Genomic DNA, 20,168 nt, shown 5'->3' with positions numbered 1-20,168 from the left:
GGCCCGGACCCGAGAGGGTCCGGGCGACGCGCCTCTCGTGTGACCTGTGCCGGAGAGTCGGGTTTCAGCGGCCTTCGGTCTGCGGCGGTTCCCAGACCGAGCAGTCGTGGGCGAAGAGCACACGTCGTGGGTCGAACTCGGCGAGCCGGTCCAGCCAGTGCCGATAGGGAGGAAGCGGCTGCTCCACGCCGCGAAGTGTCGCGTGGCGGGCCAATTGCTCGGACGCGAAGTGGGAGGCGAAGTCGTGTGCCTGGCCGGCGAGGACCACGGTGCCGTCGCCCTGCCGGAGGACCAGCGACTGGTGCCCCCGGGTGTGCCCGGGTGTCGGAATGATCCAGATCCCGGGCCAGAACTCGGTCTCGCCGGCGACTTCTTCGTAGGTTGCGCCAGGGAAGTCGATCAGCTTGTCGACGGTGTAGTTGCCCCGGCGTGCGGTGGCCAGTTCGACGTCCTGCACCAGGATGGGCTTGCCGCCCAGGAGGGGGTTCCCGCCGATGTGGTCGAAGTGCAGGTGGCAGTTCACGATCATGGAAACGTCGTCAAGGGCGACTCCGGACGCCGAGAGGGCGTCCTGCAGCGCACGGCGGCGGGGCCGATAGCGCGCTTCGGTTTCGGGGTCCGCGTCCCCGATGCCGGTGTCGAAGAGGATCAGCCCGTTGTCGTGTCGCACCAGGTAGGCAAGGACGGGTTCGACTCGTGGCTGCGGGCCGCCCGCTTCCGCGGCCGGCCGGATGAAGTACCCGAGATCGAGTCGACGCACCGCCATGGTCTTCCCCATGCGGCCATCCTCGCAGGCCGCCGTCCGAAACCGGGCTTACTTGCGCAGCAGCAGGGTGAGGCCCGCCACCGCCAGGCCGAGGAGCACCGCCGACGCGCCGTAGGCCAGGCGGTGTGCCTTGAGGACGGGGAGGAAGCGGTCGGCGGCGAGTCGGCCGGGGCCGGTGAGGGCCAGGGCGGCGGCGCCGGCGGTGAGCAGGAGCTCGTACTCGATCCCGGCCGGGGCGAAGAAGGCGCCGGTGCCCTTGACGGCGATGGCGTTGACCATGGTGCCGACCACGGCGGCGCCCATCAGCGGAGTCAGCAGGCCGACGGCCAGGCCGAGGCCGCCGAGGGTCTCGGTCAACCCGGCGACCACGGCGAACGCCTTGCCGGACGGGTAGCCGCTCATCGTGAAGAACGCGCCGGTGCCGTCCAGGCCGCCGCCGCCGAACCAGCCGAACAGCTTCTGGCTGCCGTGTGCGGCCATCGTCAGGCCCAGGACGACGCGGAGCAGCAGCAGGCCGACGTCGTAGGCGTGGGGCGTGGAGGCGTGGCCCCGGTCGCCGGGGGCGGAGCCGGCGCCGGAGCCGGACAGCGGGGCGAGGGTGCTGGTGAGGGAGGGGGAGGGCATGAGCGCGTTCTCTCCTGGGGTGAAGGGGGTGGGGGCCGCTTCTGCGAGGCCGCTTCGCTGAGGCCGTTCCGTTGTGTGGCCGGCTCCGGGGAGCCCGGTGGCCATTCCTTGAAAGTTGAAGCAATGGCTCGGTTCCGACGGTACACAGTGATTTGAATTTCAACAACTGAGGCCTAGGATGAGGTCATGGACGAGCCCCGCTGGCTGGACGAGCACGAGCTGGCCGCGTGGCGCGGTTTCATCACCGCCACCACCCTTCTGGAGCGCCGCCTCGACCAGCAGCTCAAGGAGGAGGCGGGCCTCTCCCACGCGCAGTACGAGATCCTGGTGCGGCTCTCGGAGGCGCCCGGCGGCGAACTGCGCATGACAGGGCTGGCGGATCTTCTGCTCACCTCCAAGAGCGGCCTCACCTATCAGGTCGGACAACTGGAGAAGGCCGGTCTCGTCCGCCGCCGCTCCTGCCCCTCCGACGTGCGCGGCGTCTTCGCCGTCCTCACCGACGCGGGCCGCGAGCGGCTGCGCGCGACGGCCCCCGGGCATGTCGCGCTCGTCCGCGAACTGCTCATCGACGTCCTCGACGGCGACCAGCTCGCCGCCCTCGCCGGGAGCCTCGGCACGGTCGGCCGGCGGCTGCGCGAGGCGGGTGAGAGGGGCCGCTGAGCGAGGGGACGCGCATCGCGCGCCGCGCCCGCGGCACGGGACCGGTCGGGTGAATCACCGCCTCCGCCGTGGTCCTGTCCGACGCGGGCGACGCGCCGGGGACCGGGCGGAGGACGTCCGTACGATGATCACCGGCGCAGACTTCGGTGCAGGAAGCGCATCCGCCCCTCCTGCCTTCCCCGGCAACACGGAATGAGAGGCCCGTACATGTCTGTGCGCCCGACACGCGCTGTCCGCGCTCTTCGCACGCTTCGCGGAGGACCGCGGCTGGCCGCCGCGCTGCTGGCGACCGGTCTGCTGCTCACCGGCTGCGCGGACGGCGACGGCGTGCGCGACGCGGGCCGGGCGGACACCGCGGACAAGGCCGGCACCCGCTCCGGTCGCGGCGCCGCCTCCGCCTCGGAATCCGACGCCGCCGGGCGCAACGGCGAGGACACCGCGGGCGGCGCCGGCGCGGGCGCGTCCGGGCCACTGGAGGCACGCGGCGCCCGGGCCCGGGCGATCCCCGGCCTCGGCCCGGAGACCCGCGCCGAGATCCCCCCGGGGACGACCCAGGCCGTGGTCGTGACCGGCATCAACCGCGACTCCAACCTCTCCTCCGTCGTCGTCTACGAGCGCGACCCCGTCACCGGCTGGGAGCCCGTCACCGACACCTGGCCCGCGCACAACGCGCTGGAGGGGTGGACCGACGACCACAACCAGGGCGATCTGCGCTCGCCCGTCGGGGTGTACGGGCTGACCGACGCGGGCGGCCGGCTGGCCGATCCGGGGACGCGGCTCCCGTACGACCGGGGACCGGCCTTCTCGGTCTCGGGCACCGGGTTCGAGGGCGAGCCGCTCGAAGGCTCCTTCGACTACGTCGTCGCGATCAACTACAACCGTGTGCCGGGCAGCACCCCGCTCGACTGGACCCGGCCGCTCGGCGGCGACAAGGGCGGCGGCATCTGGATCCACGTGGACCACGGCGGCCCCACCCAGGCGTGCGTCTCCGTGCCGCGCGAGCGGATGAAGGAGCTGCTGCGCACGCTGGACCCGGCGAAGCGGCCGGTCGTGGTGATGGGCGACGAGGAGTCCCTGGGCCGATGAGCCCCCGACGTTCCCGGGACGATGAGGCCCCGACGTTCCCGGGACGATGAGGCCCCGATGATCCTGGGCCGATGAGCCCGGCGGCTCTCCCTGCTCCTCCGCGTCCCCGGGCACTCCCGGTTGATCCGTTCTTCACAGCCCGTGCCCAGGTCGCTGCCAGCTTGGCTCCCTAGGGTCCCGTGACATGACAGAGACCCAAGTGCCTTTGGAGAAACGGGACATGATGCGCCGCAGAGCGGTACTCGCGGGCGGCGCGGCCATTGCCGCCACCGGCATGGCCGCCGCGGCCGTCACCACGGCGTCGGCGGGCGAGGACACGGCAGCCTCGTCCACGGGCGCCGAGAACGGCACCGGGAACGGCGCCACGGCGACCGGCGCCGGCGAGGAGTGCTACCGGCTCACCTCGGGGACCACCGAGGGCCCGTACTACATCGACGCCGACAAGATCAGGAAGGACATCACCGAGGGCAAGGAGGGCATCCCCATGACCCTCCGCCTCAAGGCGATCGACTCGGACACCTGCAAGCCGCTGCGCGGCGCGGCCGTCGACATCTGGCACTGCGACGCGCTGGGCCTCTACTCCGGTTACGAGTCCGCCTCCACCGGCGGCGGTGGCGGCGGCACCCCGCCCACCGACGCCCCGACCGACGCCCCCACGGACACGCCCACCGGGACACCCCCGACCGGCGGCCCCGGCGGTGGCGGCGGCGGTCACGAGGAGCCCACCGACGACAAGCGGTACCTGCGCGGCACCTGGCTCACCGACAAGAACGGCTTCGTCGAGTTCAAGACGGTCTTCCCGGGCTGGTACCGGGGCCGCGCCGTGCACATCCACACCAAGGTGCACGTCGGCGGCAGGATGACCGACGCCGGGTACGAGGGCGGGCACACCTGCCACACCGGCCAGTTCTTCTTCGAGGAGGCCGCGGTCCTCGACTCGGCGAAGATCGCGCCGTACTCGACCAGCACGACCGAGCGCACCACGCTCACCGAGGACACCATCTACGACCAGAGCGGCGTCCAGGGCGGGCTGCTGAAGCTCTCGTACCGCAAGAACGACATGGCGCGCGGTGTCGTCGGCTCCCTCACGATGGGCGTCGACCCGGACGAGACCCACGAGGGCACCGATCTCTGATCCGGCGCCACTCTCCGCTGATCCGCTCCATGGGGCAGGGCCCGGAACCCGGCGCGTCAGCCTGGTTCCGGGCCCTGCCCCATGAACGTGTGTACGGCGCGCTACGCCGGCTGCTCCTCCAGACGCGGGAAGAGCACCGCGCCCTTCGTCACCGTCGCGCCCGCGGGCAGCAGGCCCCACGTGCCCGCGTCCTGGACCCGCTGCTCGGCGAGCGCGCCCAGCGCCTCGTCCGCGCCGAGCGAGTCCCACAGCTTCTGCGAGGTCTCCGGCATCACCGGGTTGAGCAGGACGGCGATCGCCCGCAGCGACTCGGAGGCCGTGTAGAGGATCGTCGCGAGCCGCGCCCGGCCCTCCGCCGAGTCGTCCTTGGCGACCTTCCACGGCTCCTGCTCGGTCAGATAGCCGTTGACCTGCTTCACGAAGTCGAAGACCGCCGCGATCCCGCCCGCGAAGTCCAGCTCCTCGCCGATCTTCCGGTCCGCCTCGGCGACCGCCTTCACCAGCCCGTCCCGTACGGCCTGCTCCGCGTCGCCCGGGGCGGCGTCGGCCGGCAGCGAGCCGCCGAAGTACTTGCCGACCATGGCCGCGACGCGCGAGGCGAGGTTGCCGTAGTCGTTCGCCAGCTCGGAGGTGTAGCGGGCGCTGAAGTCCTCCCAGGAGAACGAGCCGTCCTGCCCGAAGGCGATGGCCCGCAGGAAGTACCAGCGGTACGCGTCGACGCCGAAGTGCGAGGTCAGGTCCTGCGGCTTGATGCCGGTCAGGTTCGACTTCGACATCTTCTCGCCGCCGACCATCAGCCAGCCGTTGGCGGCCACCCGGCCGGGCACGGGGAGCCCCTGCGCCATCAGCATGGCGGGCCAGATGATCGCGTGGAAGCGCAGGATGTCCTTGCCGACCAGGTGGACGTCGGCCGGGAACGTGGCGTCGAACTTCTCCTGGTTCGCGCCGTAGCCGACCGCCGTCGCGTAGTTCAGCAGCGCGTCGACCCAGACGTAGATGACGTGCTTCTCGTCCCACGGCACCGGGACGCCCCAGTCGAAGGTCGAGCGCGAGATCGACAGGTCCTGAAGGCCCTGCTTGACGAAGTTCACGACCTCGTTGCGGGCGGACTCGGGCTGGACGAAGCCGGGGTTGGCCTCGTAGTGCGCGAGGAGCTTCGGACCGTACTCACTGAGCTTGAAGAAGTAGTTCTCCTCCTTGAGGATCTCCACCGGCGTCTTGTGGATCGAACACAGCTTGACGCCGTTCTCGTCCTCGATCAGCTCGGCGGAGAGTTTGTACTCCTCGCAGCCCACGCAGTACGGGCCCTCGTAGCCGCCCTTGTAGATCTCGTCCTTGTCGTACAGGTCCTGCACGAACTCCTGCACCCGGGCCGTGTGCCGCTCCTCCGTCGTCCGGATGAAGTCGTCGTTCGCGATGTTCAGGTGCTCCCAGAGGGGCTTCCACGCCTCCTCGACGAGCTTGTCGCACCACTCCTGCGGAGTGACCCCGTTCGCGTCGGCGGTGCGCATGATCTTCTGACCGTGCTCGTCCGTGCCGGTGAGGAACCACACCTTCTCGCCGCGCTGGCGGTGCCAGCGGGAGAGCACGTCGCCTGCGACGGTCGTGTAGGCGTGGCCCAGGTGAGGAGCGTCGTTGACGTAGTAAATGGGGGTGGTGACGTAGTACGCCTTCCCACCCTGCTCTTCGGATCCAGTGGCCGCCATGCTCGAAATGGTATCGGCCCGGAAGCGGTGCCTTCACATCGATAAATGACGGTAGCTACCCGGTGGAGACCTCCGGGAAACAGGTGCCGCGATAGACAGGCACATCCTGGGAGGGAATGGGCATCATGTACGAGGCGGGACAGAGGATGAGGGACGGGACGGGGACGGGGACGGGGACGGGGTCATCTCCGGCATCGGAGTCAGGTCCGGGGCCGGGGGCACGACCGGGGGCAGGTCCGGTGCCGGGATCGGGGCCGGCGAGAGAGGCAGGGGACGACAGCATGCGGGTACTGGTCGCCGAGGACGAGGAGGTCCTGGCCGAGCTGGTGGCCACCGGGCTGCGCCGGGCGGGCTTCGCCGTCGACACCGTCTACAGCGGGGACGCCGCCCTCGCCTATCTGGGCCTGCACGACTACGACGTCGTCGTGCTCGACCGCGACCTGCCCCGCGTCCACGGCGACGACGTGGCGCGCAAGCTGGTCTCCGAGTCCTCCCGTACGCGCATCCTGATGCTCACCGCGTCCGCCTCCCTGGAGGACCGCGTCGAAGGGCTCGACCTGGGCGCCGACGACTATCTCGGCAAGCCCTTCGACTTCCCCGAGCTGGTCTCCCGGGTCCGCGCCCTGCGGCGGCGCAGTGCCAGGCCTGTACCGCCGCAGCTGGAGAAGTACGGGGTGCGGCTCGACTCCGTACGGCGGACCGCGTCGCGGGACGGGGTGGCGCTGGATCTCTCGCCCAAGGAGTTCTCCGTACTCCAGATCCTGCTGGAGGCGGACGGGGCGCCCGTCTCGGCCGAGGAGCTGCTGGAGCGCGCGTGGGACGCGCACGCCGATCCCTTCACCGGGGCGGTACGGGTCTGCCTGAGCAAGCTGCGGTCGAAGCTGGGGGACCCGCCGCTGATCCGCACGGTGCAGGGCGTGGGGTACGCGCTGTGAGCCCTTGGCCGATACGCCAGGGGGGCGCCGCCCGGCTGCTCCGGCCGCTCGCCGGCTCCACCATCCGTACACGCATCGCGCTCGTCTACGGCGGTGTCTTCCTCGTGCTGGGTGGCTGTCTGCTGACCATCGTCAACCTGCTCTCCAGCGCGGGTACGCAGATGGAGGCCGCGGAGATCGCCGCCCGGGTGGCGCCGGCCCAGGTGGCGCCCGCCGTCCAGCCGGAGTCCGTGACGCGTCTGATCGGCGAGCAGCAGATCGCGCCCGTGACCGTCAACCAGGTCGCCGACAACGTCACGAACGCGGCCTCCGACGAGATGGTGTTCTGGTCGGTCGTCGCGCTGCTGATCATGGCGGCGTGCGCGGTGGGCGTGGGGTGGTGGACGGCGGGCCGGGTGCTGCGGCCCGTGCACGCGATGACGGCGAAGGCCCGCAGGCTCTCCGAGCGCAACCTGCACGAGCGGATCAGGGCGCGCGGTCCCAACGACGAGCTCAAGGAATTGAGCGACACCCTGGACGCCCTGCTGGCCCGGCTCCAGAAGGCGTTCGACAGCCAGCGCCGCTTCATCGCCAACGCCTCGCACGAGCTGCGCACCCCGCTGGCGACGCAGCGCACCGCGATCCAGGTCGGGCTGGACGACCTCTGCTCGCCGGACGAACTGGCCCGTACGAAGGAGACCCTGCTCGACAACAACCGGCGCAGCGAGAAGCTCATCGAGGGGCTGCTGGTGCTGGCGCGCAGCGAGCGGGAGGTGGACGACCTGGAGCCGGTCGATCTCGGCGAGGCGGTGGCGGAGGAGACGGTGCGGTGCGGCGGCGCCGTGTCGCTGACGGTCAAGGACGCCGAGACGGTGCAGGGCAACCGGCTGCTGCTCGGCCAGCTGGTGGGGAACCTGCTGGCCAACGCCGTCACGTACAACGTGCCGGGCGGGACGGTGGACGTGGAGGTGACCGGCGCGGTGCTCGTGGTGCGGAACACGGGGCCGGAGGTCGCGGCGGCGGATGTGCCCGCGCTGTTCGAACCGTTCCGGCGGGGCGAGGGCCGCGACCGGATGGGGCGGGGCGCGGGGCTCGGGCTCTCGATCGTCCGCTCGATCGCGGAGGCGCACGGCGGGACGGTGGACGCGGTGCCGGGCGGCGACGGCGGGGGGCTGGTGGTGACGGTGACGCTGCCGGTGCCGTCGTCGGCGGTGCGGTCGTCGGCGTCCGCCGGGCAGTCCGTGCCGGCGTAGGAGTCGGCGCCGGCGTAGGCGTCGGTGCGGGCGTAGGCGTCGGTGCGTGTGGCCGCGCCGGCGCCGGACAGGCGGGGAAAGGGCCCGTCCGGCGCCTGGGCGAACGGCCGGCGGTGAGGGCCGGAGCCCTCAGGCTCCGCTCTCGGGGTCCCATCCGGCGAGCAGCCCGCGGTAGAACGCCGCGTCGGGCAGGTCGCTCGGGACCGGGCCCGCGTGGAAGAAGCCGACGTTGTCGGTGGCGGCGTCCGCGCCGAGCTTCCGCGCGAAGTCGAACGCCTTGGAGTCCTCCTCGCCGAACGCCACGAACTGCCAGAACACCGGCAGCTTCGCGGCCTCGGCGAACGCCTGCTCGGCGGCGCGTACGAGGCTGGGCGCGCCGTCCGTCTGGAAGATCACCAGCGCGGGCCCGTCGGCCCCGGACTTCTCGTAGTGCGAGACGATCTCTTCGACGGCGCGGTGGTAGTTCGTACGCCCCATGCGGCCGAGGGAGCCGTTCAGTTCGTCGATCTTCCCCTCGTACGCGTCGAGCCCGATCTCGCCGGTCCCGTCGATCTCGGTGGAGAAGAACACGACGGGGACGGTCGCGCCCTCGTCCAGGTGCGCGGAGAGCGCGAGGGCCTGCTCACCGAGGTGCTGGGCGCTGCCGTCCTTGAAGTACGGCCGCATGGAACCGGAGCGGTCGAGGACCAGGTAGACGGTGGCGCGACGCCCGGTCAGCCCGTACTTCTTGAGCGCGGCGCCGGCGGCCTTGTAGCGCTCCGCGAGCCCGGGTGCGCGGGACTTGACGCGCGCGAGGGCGAGGGCCGGGCGAGCCGCGGTGGCGGACGCGGTGTCGGTTTCGTCCTCGGTGTCAGGGGTGGCCTCGGGAGTGATCTCCGCCGCGAGGGGCTCAACCTCGTTGGAAGGGAGGGGAGTTGACTCCGACGCGGGCTCCGGCGAGGGGGTGGGCTCGGGCTCCGGCTCGGGAGTGGCCTCGGTCGCGGCAGCGGCTACCGGCTCGGGCGCGGCTGCGGGCTCGGTCACCGGCGCGGGCTCGGTCACGGTTTCCGGCTCGGCCTTCGCGGCCGGGGCGGGCTCCGGCGTGGACTCGGGCTCGGGCTCGGCCTCGGGGCCGGTCGCCGGCTCTGCCTCCGCCTTCGTTTCCGGTGCGGGCTCGGTCACCGCTGCCGTCACCGTTGCGGCCTTCGCTTCAGCCTCCGGCTTCGGCTCCGGCTCCGGCGACGGCTCCGCGGTCTTCTCGGCCTCCGGCTCGGCTTTCGGCTCGGCCTCGGGCTTGGCCTCCGGCTTCAGTTCCGGTTCGGCGGACGCCTGCGCCGGGACGGTCGGGACCGCCGGTACCGACGGGGTCTCCTGCGCGGTCGTCAGCGGCTCGTCCGCCGAGCGCGTGCGCGACGCCTGGGACGGCACGCTGCGCTCCGGCTCGCCCGGGCGGGCGTTGTCGAACGCCGCGGCCACCAGATCCGCGGCCCCGGCACCCGCTCCCGCCCCGGCACCCGCCGTCGCCGGCGACTTCCGCGCGGGCGCCGACTTCTCCGTACGGTCGGCCTGGGACGGCACCGAGACGGACGCCGGCGCCGGCGCCGAACCGGACGACGCACCGGCATCGGAGCCCGAGGCTGCGGAAGTAGAGGCGGAGGCAGAGGCAGAGGTAGAGGTAGTGGTGGAAGTCGAGGTCGAGGCAGAGGCCGGGGTCGAGTCGGACGCCGCCTCCGGGGCCGATTCCGTAGCAGGGGCCGACCCGTTGCGCTCCTCCGCACGGTCGCGTCCGAACACCTTGCGCAGCAAGCTCCGAATGCCCATGGGCGAGCCTTTCAGATGAGTTGGGTGCGGTGTCCGCCACCGGGAAAACGCGCATTCCTGGCCAGGGCGGATACGTAAGGTTAGCGGCCGCCCCGGGCGATCCACGGCAGGGGCGGTTCACGTAACGGGCAGAAGGGTAGCGGCGTGGCCTCCACGGCGCCCCGCGTTCGCCTGCGCGCCGGACATTACTCTCCCCCGACCACCCGGTCGATGTGGATTCATGTTCCGTTCATCTTCCGGCCGCCGTGCTGCCGGTGCCCGCGCCTAGCGTCGGCCGCCGAGTCATCCCGACAGCCTGTCGGCGCGGTGCGCGCCGAACCATCACCGGAGGCGTACGTGCGCAAGCTGCTCCCGTTGCTCAGCTCCCCCTCATCCCCGCATCCCGGCGGCCGTTCCGCTCTGACCTGCCGTTACCGCTGTGGCGACGCGTGCTTCCACGAGGTGCCCAACAAGAGCGACAACGAGTACGTCGGTGATGTCATCGCCGGTGCCCTGTCGAGACGTTCGATGATGCGCGCCGCCGCCGTCGTCACGGTCGCGGGCGCCGCGGGCAGCGCGCTCGCCCTCGGCGGCCCCGGCGGTTCCACCGCCTCCGCCGCCCCCGTCGTCGGCGACGGCCACGGCAACGCCGGTACGGGCGGCGGCTCCGCCACCGCCGACGGTGCCCGCGGTCTGCGCTTCCAGGCCGTCGCGCCCAACACCGCCGACAAGGTGACCATCCCCGCCGGCCACAGCCAGAACGTCGTCATCCGCTGGGGCGACCCGATCCTGCGCGGCGCGCCCGCCTTCGACCCCGACCAGCAGACGGCGAAGGCCCAGGCCGGTCAGTTCGGCTACAACAACGACTTCCTGAGCCTGCTGCCCCTGACCGAGAAGGGCGAGAAGGGCCGGCAGCTCCTCGTGGCCAACCACGAGTACACGGACGAGATCCTGATGTTCAAGGGATACGACCCGGCCAAGCCGACCCGCGAGCAGGTCGAGATCGCCTGGGCGGCCCACGGCCTCTCCGTCGTCGTGGTCGAGGAGGACCGCAAGAGCGGCAAGCTCACCGCCGTCACCCGCCACCAGCTCAACCGCCGCCTCACCGTGCAGAGCGAGTTCCGCCTCACCGGTCCGGCCGCCGGCAGCGACCTGCTGCGCACCTCCGCGGACCGTACGGGCAGCAAGGTGTACGGCACGCTCAACAACTGCGCCGGCGGCACCACTCCGTGGGGCACCACGCTGCACGGCGAGGAGAACTTCAACCAGTACTTCGCCAACGGTTCCAGCCCGACCGACCTGCGGTACGGGATCGGCACCGGCGCGTCCGAGCGCAAGTGGGAGCAGTTCGACAAGCGCTTCGACCTCAAGCAGGAGCCCAACGAGGCGCACCGCTTCGGCTGGGTCGTCGAACTGGACCCGTACGACCCGGACTCCACGCCCCGCAAGCGCACCGCCCTCGGCCGCTTCAAGCACGAGGCCGCGCAGCCCCGGCTCACCGCCGACGGCCGGCCCGTCGTCTACATGGGCGACGACGAGCGCTTCGACTACCTCTACAAGTTCGTCTCCTCGAAGAAGATGAAGAAGGGTGGCGGGCGCGCCGCCCACGAGCACAACCTCACGCTGCTCGACGAGGGCACGCTGTACGTCGCGAAGCTGACCGGCGACAGCCCGGCGGGCGAGATCGACGGCACGGGCAAGCTGCCCAACGACGGCGAGTTCGACGGTTCCGGCGTCTGGATCCCGCTGGCCACCGGCGATGTCTCGCACGTCCCGGGCATGTCCGCCGACGAGGTGTACGTCTTCACGCGCCTCGCGGGTGACAAGGTCGGCGCCACGAAGATGGACCGCCCCGAGGACGTCGAGCCGTCGCCGCGCACGGGCCGCGTCTATGTCGCGCTGACGAACAACACCGACCGCGGCAAGGCGGGCAAGGCGGGCCCCGACGAGGCCAACCCGCGCAACGCCAACAAGCACGGGCACATCCTGGAGCTGGCGGAGAACTGGGACGACCCGGCGGGCGACGGCTTCGCCTGGCGGCTCTTCCTGGTCGCGGGCGACCCGAAGGACCCGGCCACGTACTTCGCGGGCTTCCCGAAGGACAAGGTCTCCCCGATCTCCTGCCCGGACAACGTCGCCTTCGACCCGCACGGCAACCTGTGGATCTCGACGGACGGCAACGCGCTCGGCAACCACGACGGGCTCTTCGGGGTCGCGACGCAGGGCGAACGGCGCGGTGAGCTGAAGCAGTTCCTGACCATGCCGAACGGCGCGGAGACCTGTGGCCCGATCATCCAGGACCGCCGGGTCCTGGTCGCGGTCCAGCACCCGGGCGAGATCGACGGCGCGTCGGTCGAGAAGCCGGCGAGCGCGTGGCCGGACGGCCCGGGCCGGATCGTCCGCCCGTCGGTGGTCTCGGTGTGGCGCAACGACGGCCGCGACATCGGCGTGTGACGCCGGTCGCGTGAGACACGTATGACCAGGGGTGGCGCCGCTCGGACCGGCGCCACCCCTTCCGCGTGCCGGGCCGGGCTACCCTCGGGGTATGGCTTCTGAGGCTTCCGGTACGGGGACGGGGACAGGGCAGGACGAGGGAACGGCCCGGGTCGACACCTGGATCTGGTCCGTACGGCTCACCAAGACACGCTCCCAGGCGGCCACGGCCTGTCGCGCGGGTCACGTCCGCGTCAACGGCGAGCGGGTCAAGCCCGCGTACGCCCTGAAGGCGGGCGACGAGGTCCGCCTGCGCCACGCGGGCCGCGACCGGGTGGTCGTGGTCTCCCGTACGGTACGGAAACGGGTCGGCGCCCCGGTGGCGGTCGAGTGCTACGTCGACAACAGCCCCCCGCCGCCGCCCCGCGAGCTGACCCCGTCGGTCCCGGTGCGCGACCGGGGCACGGGCCGCCCGACGAAGCGGGACCGGCGGGAGATGGAGCGGTTGCAGGGGTTCGATCAGGGCCAGTCGCCGAAAAGTTCTTGACCGTACGGCGACGGCGCCTGCGACTCGGCACCGGCGGACCGAAGATCACGGTGGGTCTCCGTCGTGCGGTTTCCCTTCGCCCGGCGTCCCGCTCGCCGGGGGAGGCCCGGCGAAGGCGCCCGCGGCCGCGGCGAGGGCGGCGGTTCTGGCCGCACGGGCGGGCAGGCGCGGGTCGGGTGGCGTGCGCAGGAGCACCAGCTGGTGGTAGAGCGGCGCGGTGGCGGCGATGAGCAGCGGCCGGGCGTCGGTGCGCGGCGGGAGTTCGCCGCGCCGGACCGCCCGGCCGACGACGATCTCGCAGCGGGCGTACCGGTCCTCCCAGAGCCGCTGCTGGGCGCGGGCGGCCTGCTCGGAGCGGAACGAGGCGGCGATCAGCGCCGCGACGACCGGCGGACGTGCGGTCAGGGCCGTGTGGATCTCCTGGTTCAGTGCCGCCAGGTCGCCTTCCAGTGAGCCGGTGTCCGGTGGCCGCCAGTCGTCGTCGCCCGCCGCGTCGAGGAAGTCGGCGAGCAGGCCGCCGACGTCTCCCCAGCGCCGGTACACCGTGGTGCGGTGCACTCCGGAGCGGGCGGCGACGGCGTCCATGGTGAGGCCGTCGTAACCGTGTTCGCCGAGTTCCGCGAGGAGCGCGTCGAACACCTGCGTACGGATACGGGCGGTACGGCCTCCGGGGCGGCGTCGGGCCGGCGGTGGCCGGGTGCCTTCCGGTGCTGGGTCCGTGGGAGTCATCGCTGGAAGTCCGGTTGCTCGGGGTAACGGGGGTATGGCAGCATCTTAAAGCAACAGATGTTGCACTAGTGGTCTCGGCCGTCACGCGCCGGGCTCTCCCGAAGCGCCGAGGTCTCCCGGCCCGCGGACATCCCCTCAGGAAGGAAGCACCTCGCGATGCCACTCGTTCCCGCCGACCCGACCGTGGTCCGTCCGATGCCCGAGCAGCCGCGGGTGGTCCTCCTGAAGCCGCTGGTCACCTCGCCGCTGATCGAGGTCGGCGAGTTCTCCTACTACGACGACCCCGACGATCCGACCGCCTTCGAGACCCGCAACGTGCTGTACCACTACGGGCCGGAGAAGCTGGTCATCGGGAAGTTCTGCGCACTGGGCGAGGGGGTGCGGTTCATCATGAACGGCGCCAACCACCGTATGGACGGCCCCTCGACGTTCCCGTTCCCGATCATGGGCGGTTCCTGGTCCGGGCACTTCGACCTCATCACCGGTCTGCCCGGGCGGGGCGACACCGTGGTGGGCCATGACGTCTGGTTCGGCTACCGGGCCATGGTGATGCCCGGCGTCCGCATCGGCCACGGGGCGATCATCGCCGCCGGCTCCGTCGTCGTCGACGACGTCCCCGACTACGGCGTCGTCGGCGGCAACCCCGCCCGCCTCATCCGCCGCCGTCACAGCGACGCGGACGTCGACCGCCTGCTGGCCCTGGCCTGGTGGGACTGGCCGCTCCAGCACCTCACCGAACACCTCCGCACGATCATGTCCGGCAGCATCGACGACCTGGAGAACGCGGCGCCGGCCGCACCGGCACGGGCGGCGGAGACATCCCCGTGAGCTTCCCGAGGCCGGGGCCCGGCGGATGATCAGTCCGCCGTGGCCCGCACCGCGTCGTTCCAGGCGTGGGGGCTGCGGTAGTGATTCCTGTGCCCCGCCGCGAGTACGGACCGGAGCTCCGCGAGATGCGGGGTGTCCGCCGGGAGCCGCAGCCGGGCGAGGAGGGCCCGAGCGGCCGCCGGATCCAGGTCGCCGCGGACATCGTGGTAGCCGGCGAGCAGGCCCTTGAACAGCGGGCCGTGCAGGGCGGGGAGCCGTGCGGCGGCTTCGTACGCCGCCCGCTTCACCGGCCAGGGGACGGGGCCCGAGACGGCCAGGGCGCGGCCGGCCCGGCGGAGCGGTGCCGCGGGTCCCCCCGCTCCTTCCGCCACGACGCGGTCGATGTCGTTCCCGAGCACCTCGGCGAAGGCGGTCGCCGCGGTGCCGCGGTCCTCGAACCAGTCGACCCAGAGCGAGTAGGTGACGGCCTCGGCGTCCCGGTCCGCCTCCAGCCCGCGGCGGTAACCGTCCCACAGCGCGCCGGCGGGCAGGGGGCCCTCCGGGCCCTGGTCCGCGGACCGGATCTCATGGCTCACCCAGTACTCGCCGAGGAGATCCAGCAACCCGAAGGCCAGCCGTACGCGCTCGGCCGCGTCCAGGGCCCCGTCGGTGAGCAGTTGGCCCGCCCAGGCGAGCGCGACCTCGTTGCCCGTGAGCGGGTGGTCCGGCGCCTCGGCGTCGAACCACCTGCCGGCGGCCTCGGTGATGCCCTGCTCGGCGAGCCAGCGCCGCGCGTCCTCCATGGCCCCGGACGGTAACGGATGAGGCCGCCCGTCGGCGAGGCGGGCGCCGGCCCGGGAATATTCCGGTCCCACGAACCACTCCTCCCTCTAGGATATTGATCATGTTCAAGTCAGGGGTGGGGTTCCTCGCGCTGTTCGGCCTCGGCTGGTGGTCCCTGGCCACCAGCGCGTTCGACGGCCCGGCGAGGCCGGTCGCGGTCGTGGCCGGCTGTGCCGTAACGGTGGGGCTGATGCTCGCCGCACGACGTATCCTCCCCGCGTCGGCCGGGGGACCGTTCCCCGCCGACCGGCGCCGGCGGTTCCATCGGATCAACGGTCTCCAGTGGCTGCTGATCGTCGTCATCGCCCTGGTGTGCGCTCGCGCGGGGGTGCCGGTGCTCGTTCCTCCGCTGGTCGCGATGGTGGTCGGGCTGCACTTCCTGCCGCTCGCGACGGCGTTCGAGCAGCCCCGGCTGCGCGTGCCGGCGGCTCTGCTGGTCGCGGCCGGAGCAGCGGGCCTGACCGTGTGGCTCGCGGACGGCCCGGACGAGACCGTCCGCCTCGCGGTGGGCCTCATCGCCGCGTTCAGCCTGTGGGGCATGGCCCTCTGGACGGTCATGGGGGCGGCATCCGCCGCCGGGCGCGATGAGGGCGGGGAGAGCCGCGGGGTCACCAGTTGATGGCGAGGTCCATCGTCGACTGCCAGTAGGTGACCTTGAGGGAGTCGTCGATGTAGATGCCCTTGGCGGGCAGCGGGGGGTTGGCGCCCTTGCCGACGCTCTCGTTGCCGGAGCGGCCCTGGAAGTAGACGGCCAGGGACTTCTCGGTGTGTCCGCTGGCGCCGTTGTCGTCGCCGGAGGACAGGCTCACGGCGGCGTAGCCGGACTGGCCGGGCTCCAGGGTGACGACGGCCTGGGGCTGCGTGTCCTCGATGACCGGCGGTACGGACTGGGCCTCACCGAACTGGACGGCCGGGTAGCCGTACAGGGAGCACCTGTTCTTGCCGGTGTTGGTGACCGTGAGGAGCAGGTGGTTCAGCGGGCGGCTCAGCGGGGTCGCGACGGTCTTGGTGACGGAGCCCTCGCAGGTGACCGTCTTGCCGGAGGCGTCGGGGGCCTGCTGGTCGGGGGTATCGGCGTTCGGCTGCGAGCCGCCGGTGTTCTGCTTCCCGTCACCGCCGGAGGAGCCGCTGCCCGAGGAGCCGTTGGCGGAAGAGCCGCCGTCGGAGGAGCCGCCGTCGGAGGAGCCGGAGGTGGACTCCTTCGACCCGTTCGTGTTGTCGCCGGCCGCGGCGGTCGGGGCGGACTCCTTCGACGCGCCCTCGTCGGCCAGGCCCGTTCCGTCCTGGCACGCGGTCAGGGAGAACGCGGCGAGTGCGACGCTCGCGGCGACGGTCACGAGACGGGTGCGGGAGTTACGGATGCGGGACATGGTGCGTTTCCCCTTAGGTGTCGGGTGGGGTGCTGCTCGGATGACCAGAGCTTGTCCGGTCATCCGTCCCAGCCGCCACGGTCAGCGGGGAGTTCGGGATGGTGGAACGCCGAAAAGGGTCCTGAGCAGGGGAAACGCGGGGGCCCTGGAACGCGTGGATGGGACGGAGGAAGGGTTCGCGGCGCCGCCGCGGGTGCTGAGGGACGGCGGGGGAAGGCGTACGAGGGCCCCGGGGCCGCCACGGCCCCGGGGCCCTCGGTCTTCCGTGCCTCCGGTGTCTCCCGGACTTCCGGTGTCCCCGGACTTCCGGTCTTCCGTGCCTCCGGTCAGTGGACGTTCGCGCCGGCTTCCGCCACGAGCGCGTCCAGTACGTCGCCGGGGCTCGGCATCGCGGCGATCCGGTCGGCCGCGTCCCGTGCGGCGGTGCGGTACCGGCCGTCGGCCAGCAGTTCCGACAGCGACGAGGCCACCGTCGCGGCGCTGTCCGCGACGAGCGAGACGCCCGCGGCCTCCGTACGCGCGGCGGTGAACGGCTGGTCGGCGCCCTGCGGCCAGAGGACCATGGGCACCCCGTGGCTGAGGGCCGCCAGGACGGTGCCCGAGCCGCCGACGCCGACCACCGCGTCCGCGCCGTCGAGCAGATCGTGGATCGGCGCGAAGGGGACGTACAGCGCCTCGCCCGCCCCGTTCACCGGACCGCCGCCGGCCCCGTCCGCCGGCCCGGTTCCGGCCTTCAGGCCCTGTGAGATGCCGAAGCCCATGGTGACCAGGGCGTTGGTGTTCTGCGAGGTGACGGCCTCCACCACCGTGTTGAGCAACTCCGCCTCGGAGAAGATGGTTCCGAGGGTGACGAGGACCCTGGGCCTGGCCGGGTCCGCGAAGGCCGGCGGTGACCAGCTGCTGCCGGGGCGGCGGTGGGCCTCCGGCCGCATCGGCCAGTGCCGGACGGGGCTGGACCACTCGGGTACCTGGAGCAGCGGCGGGCAGGGGTCGATGTAACTGCGCGGCGGCGCCGGCCGTACCCCGCGCGCGGCGTAGCGAGGAGCCGCCTCCCGGGCCAGCGTCACGGCGAACGGGGCGGGCATGGCGGGCCCGAGGCCCACCTCGTACCACTCGACGTTCAGCATCGCCGCCAGCAGAGGGCCGACCGTGTCGTACGCCTCGGCGACGACGACATCCGGCTTCCAGCCGAACACGGCCGGCACCGCTTCCTCGATGGTCAGGTCGATCCTGGTCGCGGCGAAGATCTCGCCGACCTCGTCCGGCGAGGGGTTCATGACATCGTGGCCCACGCGCCGCGTCGCCTCGGCGAGGAACTCCGCGGGCATGGGGCCGGCGGGCAGGAGTTCCACGGCCGGGGGCAGCTCCTCCGCCACCACCTGTGCCATTCCCCCACCGGTCAGCAGGGCCACCTGGTGACCGCGGTCCACCGCCGCACGGATCAGTGAGCCCATCGGTAAGAGATGGCCGTGTGCCGGCGTCGCGCTGAAGAGTATGCGCATCGGTGTTCCTCACTATCGCTGTTGTGTCTGGCAACGGTGGTGCTGTGATCCGAACGACAGACCGTCAACCGGGTTTGACGGAGGAGAGCTGTACGAGCAGGAGGACCAGCCGGTAGGCGTCGGCGAAGTCGTCGACCGTGAAGGTGACCGTCCGGCCCCCGTCGCCCCCGGCGCGTGAGACGCCCGGGATGAGCGTCGCCAGGTCGACCGAGACCGGGCTGTAGAGGTCGACCTCGACGTCGAACGGTCCGGTCAGGGCCAGCGGCGGAACCGTCGCGCGCCGGGCGACGGCCTCGGCGGCGGCGCGGCGCAGCCGCTCCCGGGCCTCCTCGGGGTGCAGGGCCACGGCGGCGGCCTGTCCGAGGGCCTGCTTGACGGGGACGGTGACCGCGGTGGGCAGCAGTTCGCGCAGTTCGGCGCAGGCGGTGTCGTCGCCGCTGAGAAGCACGACCGGCACGCCCAGGGTACCGGCCAGGGCGGCGTTGAGGCCGATCTCGCCCAGGGGGAGTCCGGCCACGCGTACGTCGAGGATGTCGCCGCTCATGGTGTGCGCGAGGACGGCGGGCCCGACGCCGGCCCGGGCGTGGTAGCCGATGAAGAGCACCGCGTCGGTGTCCTCGTCGATCCCGCCGAGCATGCCCAGGGCGCGCGGCTTGCCCCGTACGAGATGGGCCCGCCGGTCGAGTTCCTCCGGCAGCAGGTTGCGGTACGGGCCGTGCGCGTCGGCGACCCACACCACCGCGGTGGGTTCGGCGTCGAGTACACCGGCGATCACGGCGTTCGCCTCGGCCGTCATCAACGCCCGGCCGCGCTCGTAGTCGTAGCGGTCCGGATTCGTCTCGGTGGGGTGTACGACCCCCGAGATGCCCTCCATGTCAACGGATATCAGCACCTTCATAGTTCAAGAAGCCTAGGCGTCAGGTGAGTTGTCTCCTATGGGTTGGGGCGCGCGGGTGTGGCGACGGACTGTCTCCGGGGCGACCGTGCGTCCGTGTGTTCGCGCGTCGGTGAAAAGGGTTCGGCGGGCCCGGTCGGGCCGTGGAATCATCGGGCGGCCGGACCGGCGGGTGATCTCTTCGAGGAGTGGTGGGCGGACATGGTGGCCGGCTGGGAGTGGGACGAGACGCTGTTCCTGGGCACGGCGCCCTACTACCGGCGCGGGAGACCGCCGTACGCCCCCGGACTGGCGGACGTGCTCGCCGATGTGCTCGAACTCGACGGGCGCGGACGCCTCATCGACGTGGGGTGCGGACCGGGCACCCTCGCGCTGAGCCTGGCGCACGCGTTCCGCGAGACCGTCGGGGTGGACCCGGACGCCGGGATGATCGCCGAGGCGGAGCGCGGCGCGGCCGGGACCGGGGTGGCCGGCAGGACGCGGTGGGTGCGGGCGCGGGCCGAGGAACTGCCGCTGGGGCTCGGGACGTTCACCGTGGCGACGTTCGGTCAGTCCTTCCACTGGATGGACCAGGACAGGGTGGCGGCGGCCATCCGGGACCTGCTCCGTCCCGGCGGGGCGCTGGCGCACGTCGCGGACCTGAAGCCGGCGGACCGGTCCGTCACACCCGTCAGCTCTGTTGGCGGTTCGCCGTATCCAACGGTGCCCGACGCGGCGATCGGGGCACTGGTGAGGGAGTACCTGGGACCGGTCCGGCGGGCCGGCCGCGGGGTGCTGCCGCACGGAACGCCCGGCGGCGAGGCGGCGGTGTTCGCGCGGGCGGGGTTCTCCGGCCCCGAGCGCCATGTCGTGCCCGGCGGGCAGCCGCTGGAACGTACGGTGGACGACGCCGTCGCCGGGGTGTTCTCGATGTCGTTCTCGGCCCCGCACCTGTTCGGCGCCCGTCGCGACGCGTTCGAGGCGGACCTGCGCCGACTGCTGTGGCGGGCCTCCTCGTCCGGCCGGTTCTCCGGCCGCGTGCCGAGCACCGAGGTCCGCGTCTGGCGGAAGAGCCCCGCCGGACCGGCGTCCCAGTCCTCCCAGTCCTCCCAGTCCTCCTAGCTTTCTCCGCCTTCTCCC

General features: G+C 72.2%; 19 protein-coding genes. 10 read left to right on the top strand and 9 right to left on the bottom strand.

Translation table 11 applies throughout. From position 1 onward, the window contains the following. Window positions 1-64: 64 nt before the first annotated feature. Both ACFTZC_RS32480 and ACFTZC_RS32475 read right to left on the bottom strand, forming a co-directional pair. Window positions 65-778, bottom strand: coding sequence for an N-acyl homoserine lactonase family protein (locus ACFTZC_RS32480; protein WP_382895803.1), 714 nt, complete (start codon window positions 776-778; stop codon window positions 65-67). Between the two features lie 36 nt (window positions 779-814). Next, window positions 815-1,390 (bottom strand): DoxX family membrane protein, encoded by a 576-nt coding sequence (locus ACFTZC_RS32475; RefSeq protein ID WP_382895801.1) that lies wholly within the window; start codon window positions 1,388-1,390, stop codon window positions 815-817. 186 nt (window positions 1,391-1,576) lie between these two features. Between ACFTZC_RS32475 and ACFTZC_RS32470 the strand changes: the two genes are divergently transcribed. From ACFTZC_RS32470 to ACFTZC_RS32460, 3 genes are all read left to right on the top strand, one after another. After that, complete coding sequence (locus tag ACFTZC_RS32470; protein WP_382895800.1) at window positions 1,577-2,050, top strand: MarR family winged helix-turn-helix transcriptional regulator; 474 nt, start codon at window positions 1,577-1,579, stop codon at window positions 2,048-2,050. Window positions 2,051-2,257: 207 nt separating this feature from the next. Next, window positions 2,258-3,136, top strand: a complete 879-nt coding sequence (locus ACFTZC_RS32465) for a hypothetical protein (protein ID WP_382895798.1) — start codon at window positions 2,258-2,260, stop codon at window positions 3,134-3,136. A gap of 184 nt (window positions 3,137-3,320) precedes the next feature. After that, window positions 3,321-4,271 carry an intradiol ring-cleavage dioxygenase gene (locus ACFTZC_RS32460; RefSeq protein ID WP_382895796.1) on the top strand — a complete coding sequence of 317 codons (951 nt, stop codon included), beginning with the start codon at window positions 3,321-3,323 and terminating at the stop codon, window positions 4,269-4,271. A gap of 101 nt (window positions 4,272-4,372) precedes the next feature. Here the strand turns inward: ACFTZC_RS32460 and metG are convergent, their stop codons facing one another. Continuing rightward, window positions 4,373-5,977, bottom strand: coding sequence for a methionine--tRNA ligase (metG, locus tag ACFTZC_RS32455; RefSeq protein ID WP_382895794.1), 1,605 nt, complete (start codon window positions 5,975-5,977; stop codon window positions 4,373-4,375). A 281-nt stretch (window positions 5,978-6,258) separates the two neighbouring features. Between metG and ACFTZC_RS32450 the strand changes: the two genes are divergently transcribed. Further along, window positions 6,259-6,912 carry a response regulator transcription factor gene (locus tag ACFTZC_RS32450; protein WP_382895792.1) on the top strand — a complete coding sequence of 218 codons (654 nt, stop codon included), beginning with the start codon at window positions 6,259-6,261 and terminating at the stop codon, window positions 6,910-6,912. Beyond that, complete coding sequence (locus tag ACFTZC_RS32445) at window positions 6,909-8,144, top strand: sensor histidine kinase (RefSeq protein WP_382895790.1); 1,236 nt, start codon at window positions 6,909-6,911, stop codon at window positions 8,142-8,144. Before ACFTZC_RS32450 ends, ACFTZC_RS32445 begins: the two co-directional genes overlap by 4 nt. Window positions 8,145-8,273: 129 nt before the next feature. Here the strand turns inward: ACFTZC_RS32445 and ACFTZC_RS32440 are convergent, their stop codons facing one another. Further along, window positions 8,274-9,701: a VWA domain-containing protein gene (locus tag ACFTZC_RS32440; RefSeq protein ID WP_382895788.1), complete on the bottom strand. Its 1,428-nt coding sequence runs from the start codon at window positions 9,699-9,701 to the stop codon at window positions 8,274-8,276. Window positions 9,702-10,280: 579 nt separating this feature from the next. On the opposite strand from ACFTZC_RS32440, the gene ACFTZC_RS32435 reads away from it, so the two are divergent. Both ACFTZC_RS32435 and ACFTZC_RS32430 read left to right on the top strand, forming a co-directional pair. Continuing rightward, entirely contained in the window at window positions 10,281-12,377 is a 2,097-nt protein-coding gene (locus ACFTZC_RS32435; protein WP_382895786.1) for a PhoX family protein, read from the top strand. A gap of 91 nt (window positions 12,378-12,468) precedes the next feature. Further along, window positions 12,469-12,903, top strand: coding sequence for an RNA-binding S4 domain-containing protein (locus tag ACFTZC_RS32430; RefSeq protein WP_382895784.1), 435 nt, complete (start codon window positions 12,469-12,471; stop codon window positions 12,901-12,903). Window positions 12,904-12,948: 45 nt separating this feature from the next. Here the strand turns inward: ACFTZC_RS32430 and ACFTZC_RS32425 are convergent, their stop codons facing one another. After that, window positions 12,949-13,632, bottom strand: coding sequence for a TetR/AcrR family transcriptional regulator (locus ACFTZC_RS32425; protein WP_382895783.1), 684 nt, complete (start codon window positions 13,630-13,632; stop codon window positions 12,949-12,951). A gap of 156 nt (window positions 13,633-13,788) precedes the next feature. On the opposite strand from ACFTZC_RS32425, the gene ACFTZC_RS32420 reads away from it, so the two are divergent. Further along, on the top strand, window positions 13,789-14,460 hold the full coding sequence (locus ACFTZC_RS32420; RefSeq protein WP_382895781.1) for a CatB-related O-acetyltransferase: 672 nt from the start codon (window positions 13,789-13,791) through the stop codon (window positions 14,458-14,460). A 29-nt stretch (window positions 14,461-14,489) separates the two neighbouring features. On the opposite strand, the gene ACFTZC_RS32415 is transcribed toward ACFTZC_RS32420, so the two are convergent. Further along, the gene (locus ACFTZC_RS32415; protein WP_382895779.1) at window positions 14,490-15,242 is read right to left on the bottom strand and encodes a hypothetical protein; all 753 of its coding nucleotides are present in this window, start codon (window positions 15,240-15,242) and stop codon (window positions 14,490-14,492) included. Window positions 15,243-15,343: 101 nt separating this feature from the next. Here ACFTZC_RS32415 and ACFTZC_RS32410 point away from each other — a divergent pair, with 101 nt between their 5' ends. Further along, the gene (locus ACFTZC_RS32410; RefSeq protein ID WP_382895777.1) at window positions 15,344-15,901 is read left to right on the top strand and encodes a hypothetical protein; all 558 of its coding nucleotides are present in this window, start codon (window positions 15,344-15,346) and stop codon (window positions 15,899-15,901) included. Here ACFTZC_RS32410 and ACFTZC_RS32405 read toward each other — a convergent pair. The 3 genes from ACFTZC_RS32405 to ACFTZC_RS32395 all read right to left on the bottom strand — a co-directional run bounded on the left by ACFTZC_RS32405 (window position 15,891) and on the right by ACFTZC_RS32395 (window position 19,052). Then, window positions 15,891-16,652, bottom strand: a complete 762-nt coding sequence (locus ACFTZC_RS32405; protein WP_382895775.1) for a DUF4232 domain-containing protein — start codon at window positions 16,650-16,652, stop codon at window positions 15,891-15,893. The genes ACFTZC_RS32410 and ACFTZC_RS32405 overlap by 11 nt on opposite strands. Before the next feature lie 326 nt (window positions 16,653-16,978). After that, window positions 16,979-18,154 carry a glycosyltransferase gene (locus ACFTZC_RS32400; RefSeq protein WP_382895773.1) on the bottom strand — a complete coding sequence of 392 codons (1,176 nt, stop codon included), beginning with the start codon at window positions 18,152-18,154 and terminating at the stop codon, window positions 16,979-16,981. A gap of 64 nt (window positions 18,155-18,218) precedes the next feature. Then, window positions 18,219-19,052, bottom strand: coding sequence for a M55 family metallopeptidase (locus ACFTZC_RS32395; RefSeq protein ID WP_382895771.1), 834 nt, complete (start codon window positions 19,050-19,052; stop codon window positions 18,219-18,221). A gap of 198 nt (window positions 19,053-19,250) precedes the next feature. On the opposite strand from ACFTZC_RS32395, the gene ACFTZC_RS32390 reads away from it, so the two are divergent. Next, window positions 19,251-20,150 (top strand): class I SAM-dependent methyltransferase, encoded by a 900-nt coding sequence (locus ACFTZC_RS32390; protein ID WP_382895770.1) that lies wholly within the window; start codon window positions 19,251-19,253, stop codon window positions 20,148-20,150. Window positions 20,151-20,168 lie beyond the last annotated feature (18 nt).

The organism is Streptomyces sp. NPDC056987, assembly GCF_042673865.1.
Classification (GTDB): domain Bacteria; phylum Actinomycetota; class Actinomycetes; order Streptomycetales; family Streptomycetaceae; genus Streptomyces.
Note: the sequence above shows the minus strand (reverse complement) of the source record. Positions and strands in the feature narration are given on the sequence as shown.

Coding starts and splice junctions, on each gene's coding strand:
- ACFTZC_RS32400 (WP_382895773.1), bottom strand. CDS start 18,154: ATGCGCATACTCTTCAGCGCGACGCCGGCACACGGCCATCTCTTACCG.
- ACFTZC_RS32450 (WP_382895792.1), top strand. CDS start 6,259: ATGCGGGTACTGGTCGCCGAGGACGAGGAGGTCCTGGCCGAGCTGGTG.
- ACFTZC_RS32410 (WP_382895777.1), top strand. CDS start 15,344: ATGTTCAAGTCAGGGGTGGGGTTCCTCGCGCTGTTCGGCCTCGGCTGG.
- ACFTZC_RS32405 (WP_382895775.1), bottom strand. CDS start 16,652: ATGTCCCGCATCCGTAACTCCCGCACCCGTCTCGTGACCGTCGCCGCG.
- ACFTZC_RS32470 (WP_382895800.1), top strand. CDS start 1,577: ATGGACGAGCCCCGCTGGCTGGACGAGCACGAGCTGGCCGCGTGGCGC.
- ACFTZC_RS32430 (WP_382895784.1), top strand. CDS start 12,469: ATGGCTTCTGAGGCTTCCGGTACGGGGACGGGGACAGGGCAGGACGAG.
- ACFTZC_RS32480 (WP_382895803.1), bottom strand. CDS start 778: ATGGGGAAGACCATGGCGGTGCGTCGACTCGATCTCGGGTACTTCATC.
- ACFTZC_RS32390 (WP_382895770.1), top strand. CDS start 19,251: ATGGTGGCCGGCTGGGAGTGGGACGAGACGCTGTTCCTGGGCACGGCG.
- ACFTZC_RS32425 (WP_382895783.1), bottom strand. CDS start 13,632: ATGACTCCCACGGACCCAGCACCGGAAGGCACCCGGCCACCGCCGGCC.
- ACFTZC_RS32460 (WP_382895796.1), top strand. CDS start 3,321: ATGACAGAGACCCAAGTGCCTTTGGAGAAACGGGACATGATGCGCCGC.
- ACFTZC_RS32395 (WP_382895771.1), bottom strand. CDS start 19,052: ATGAAGGTGCTGATATCCGTTGACATGGAGGGCATCTCGGGGGTCGTA.
- metG (WP_382895794.1), bottom strand. CDS start 5,977: ATGGCGGCCACTGGATCCGAAGAGCAGGGTGGGAAGGCGTACTACGTC.
- ACFTZC_RS32465 (WP_382895798.1), top strand. CDS start 2,258: ATGTCTGTGCGCCCGACACGCGCTGTCCGCGCTCTTCGCACGCTTCGC.
- ACFTZC_RS32420 (WP_382895781.1), top strand. CDS start 13,789: ATGCCACTCGTTCCCGCCGACCCGACCGTGGTCCGTCCGATGCCCGAG.
- ACFTZC_RS32415 (WP_382895779.1), bottom strand. CDS start 15,242: ATGGAGGACGCGCGGCGCTGGCTCGCCGAGCAGGGCATCACCGAGGCC.
- ACFTZC_RS32475 (WP_382895801.1), bottom strand. CDS start 1,390: ATGCCCTCCCCCTCCCTCACCAGCACCCTCGCCCCGCTGTCCGGCTCC.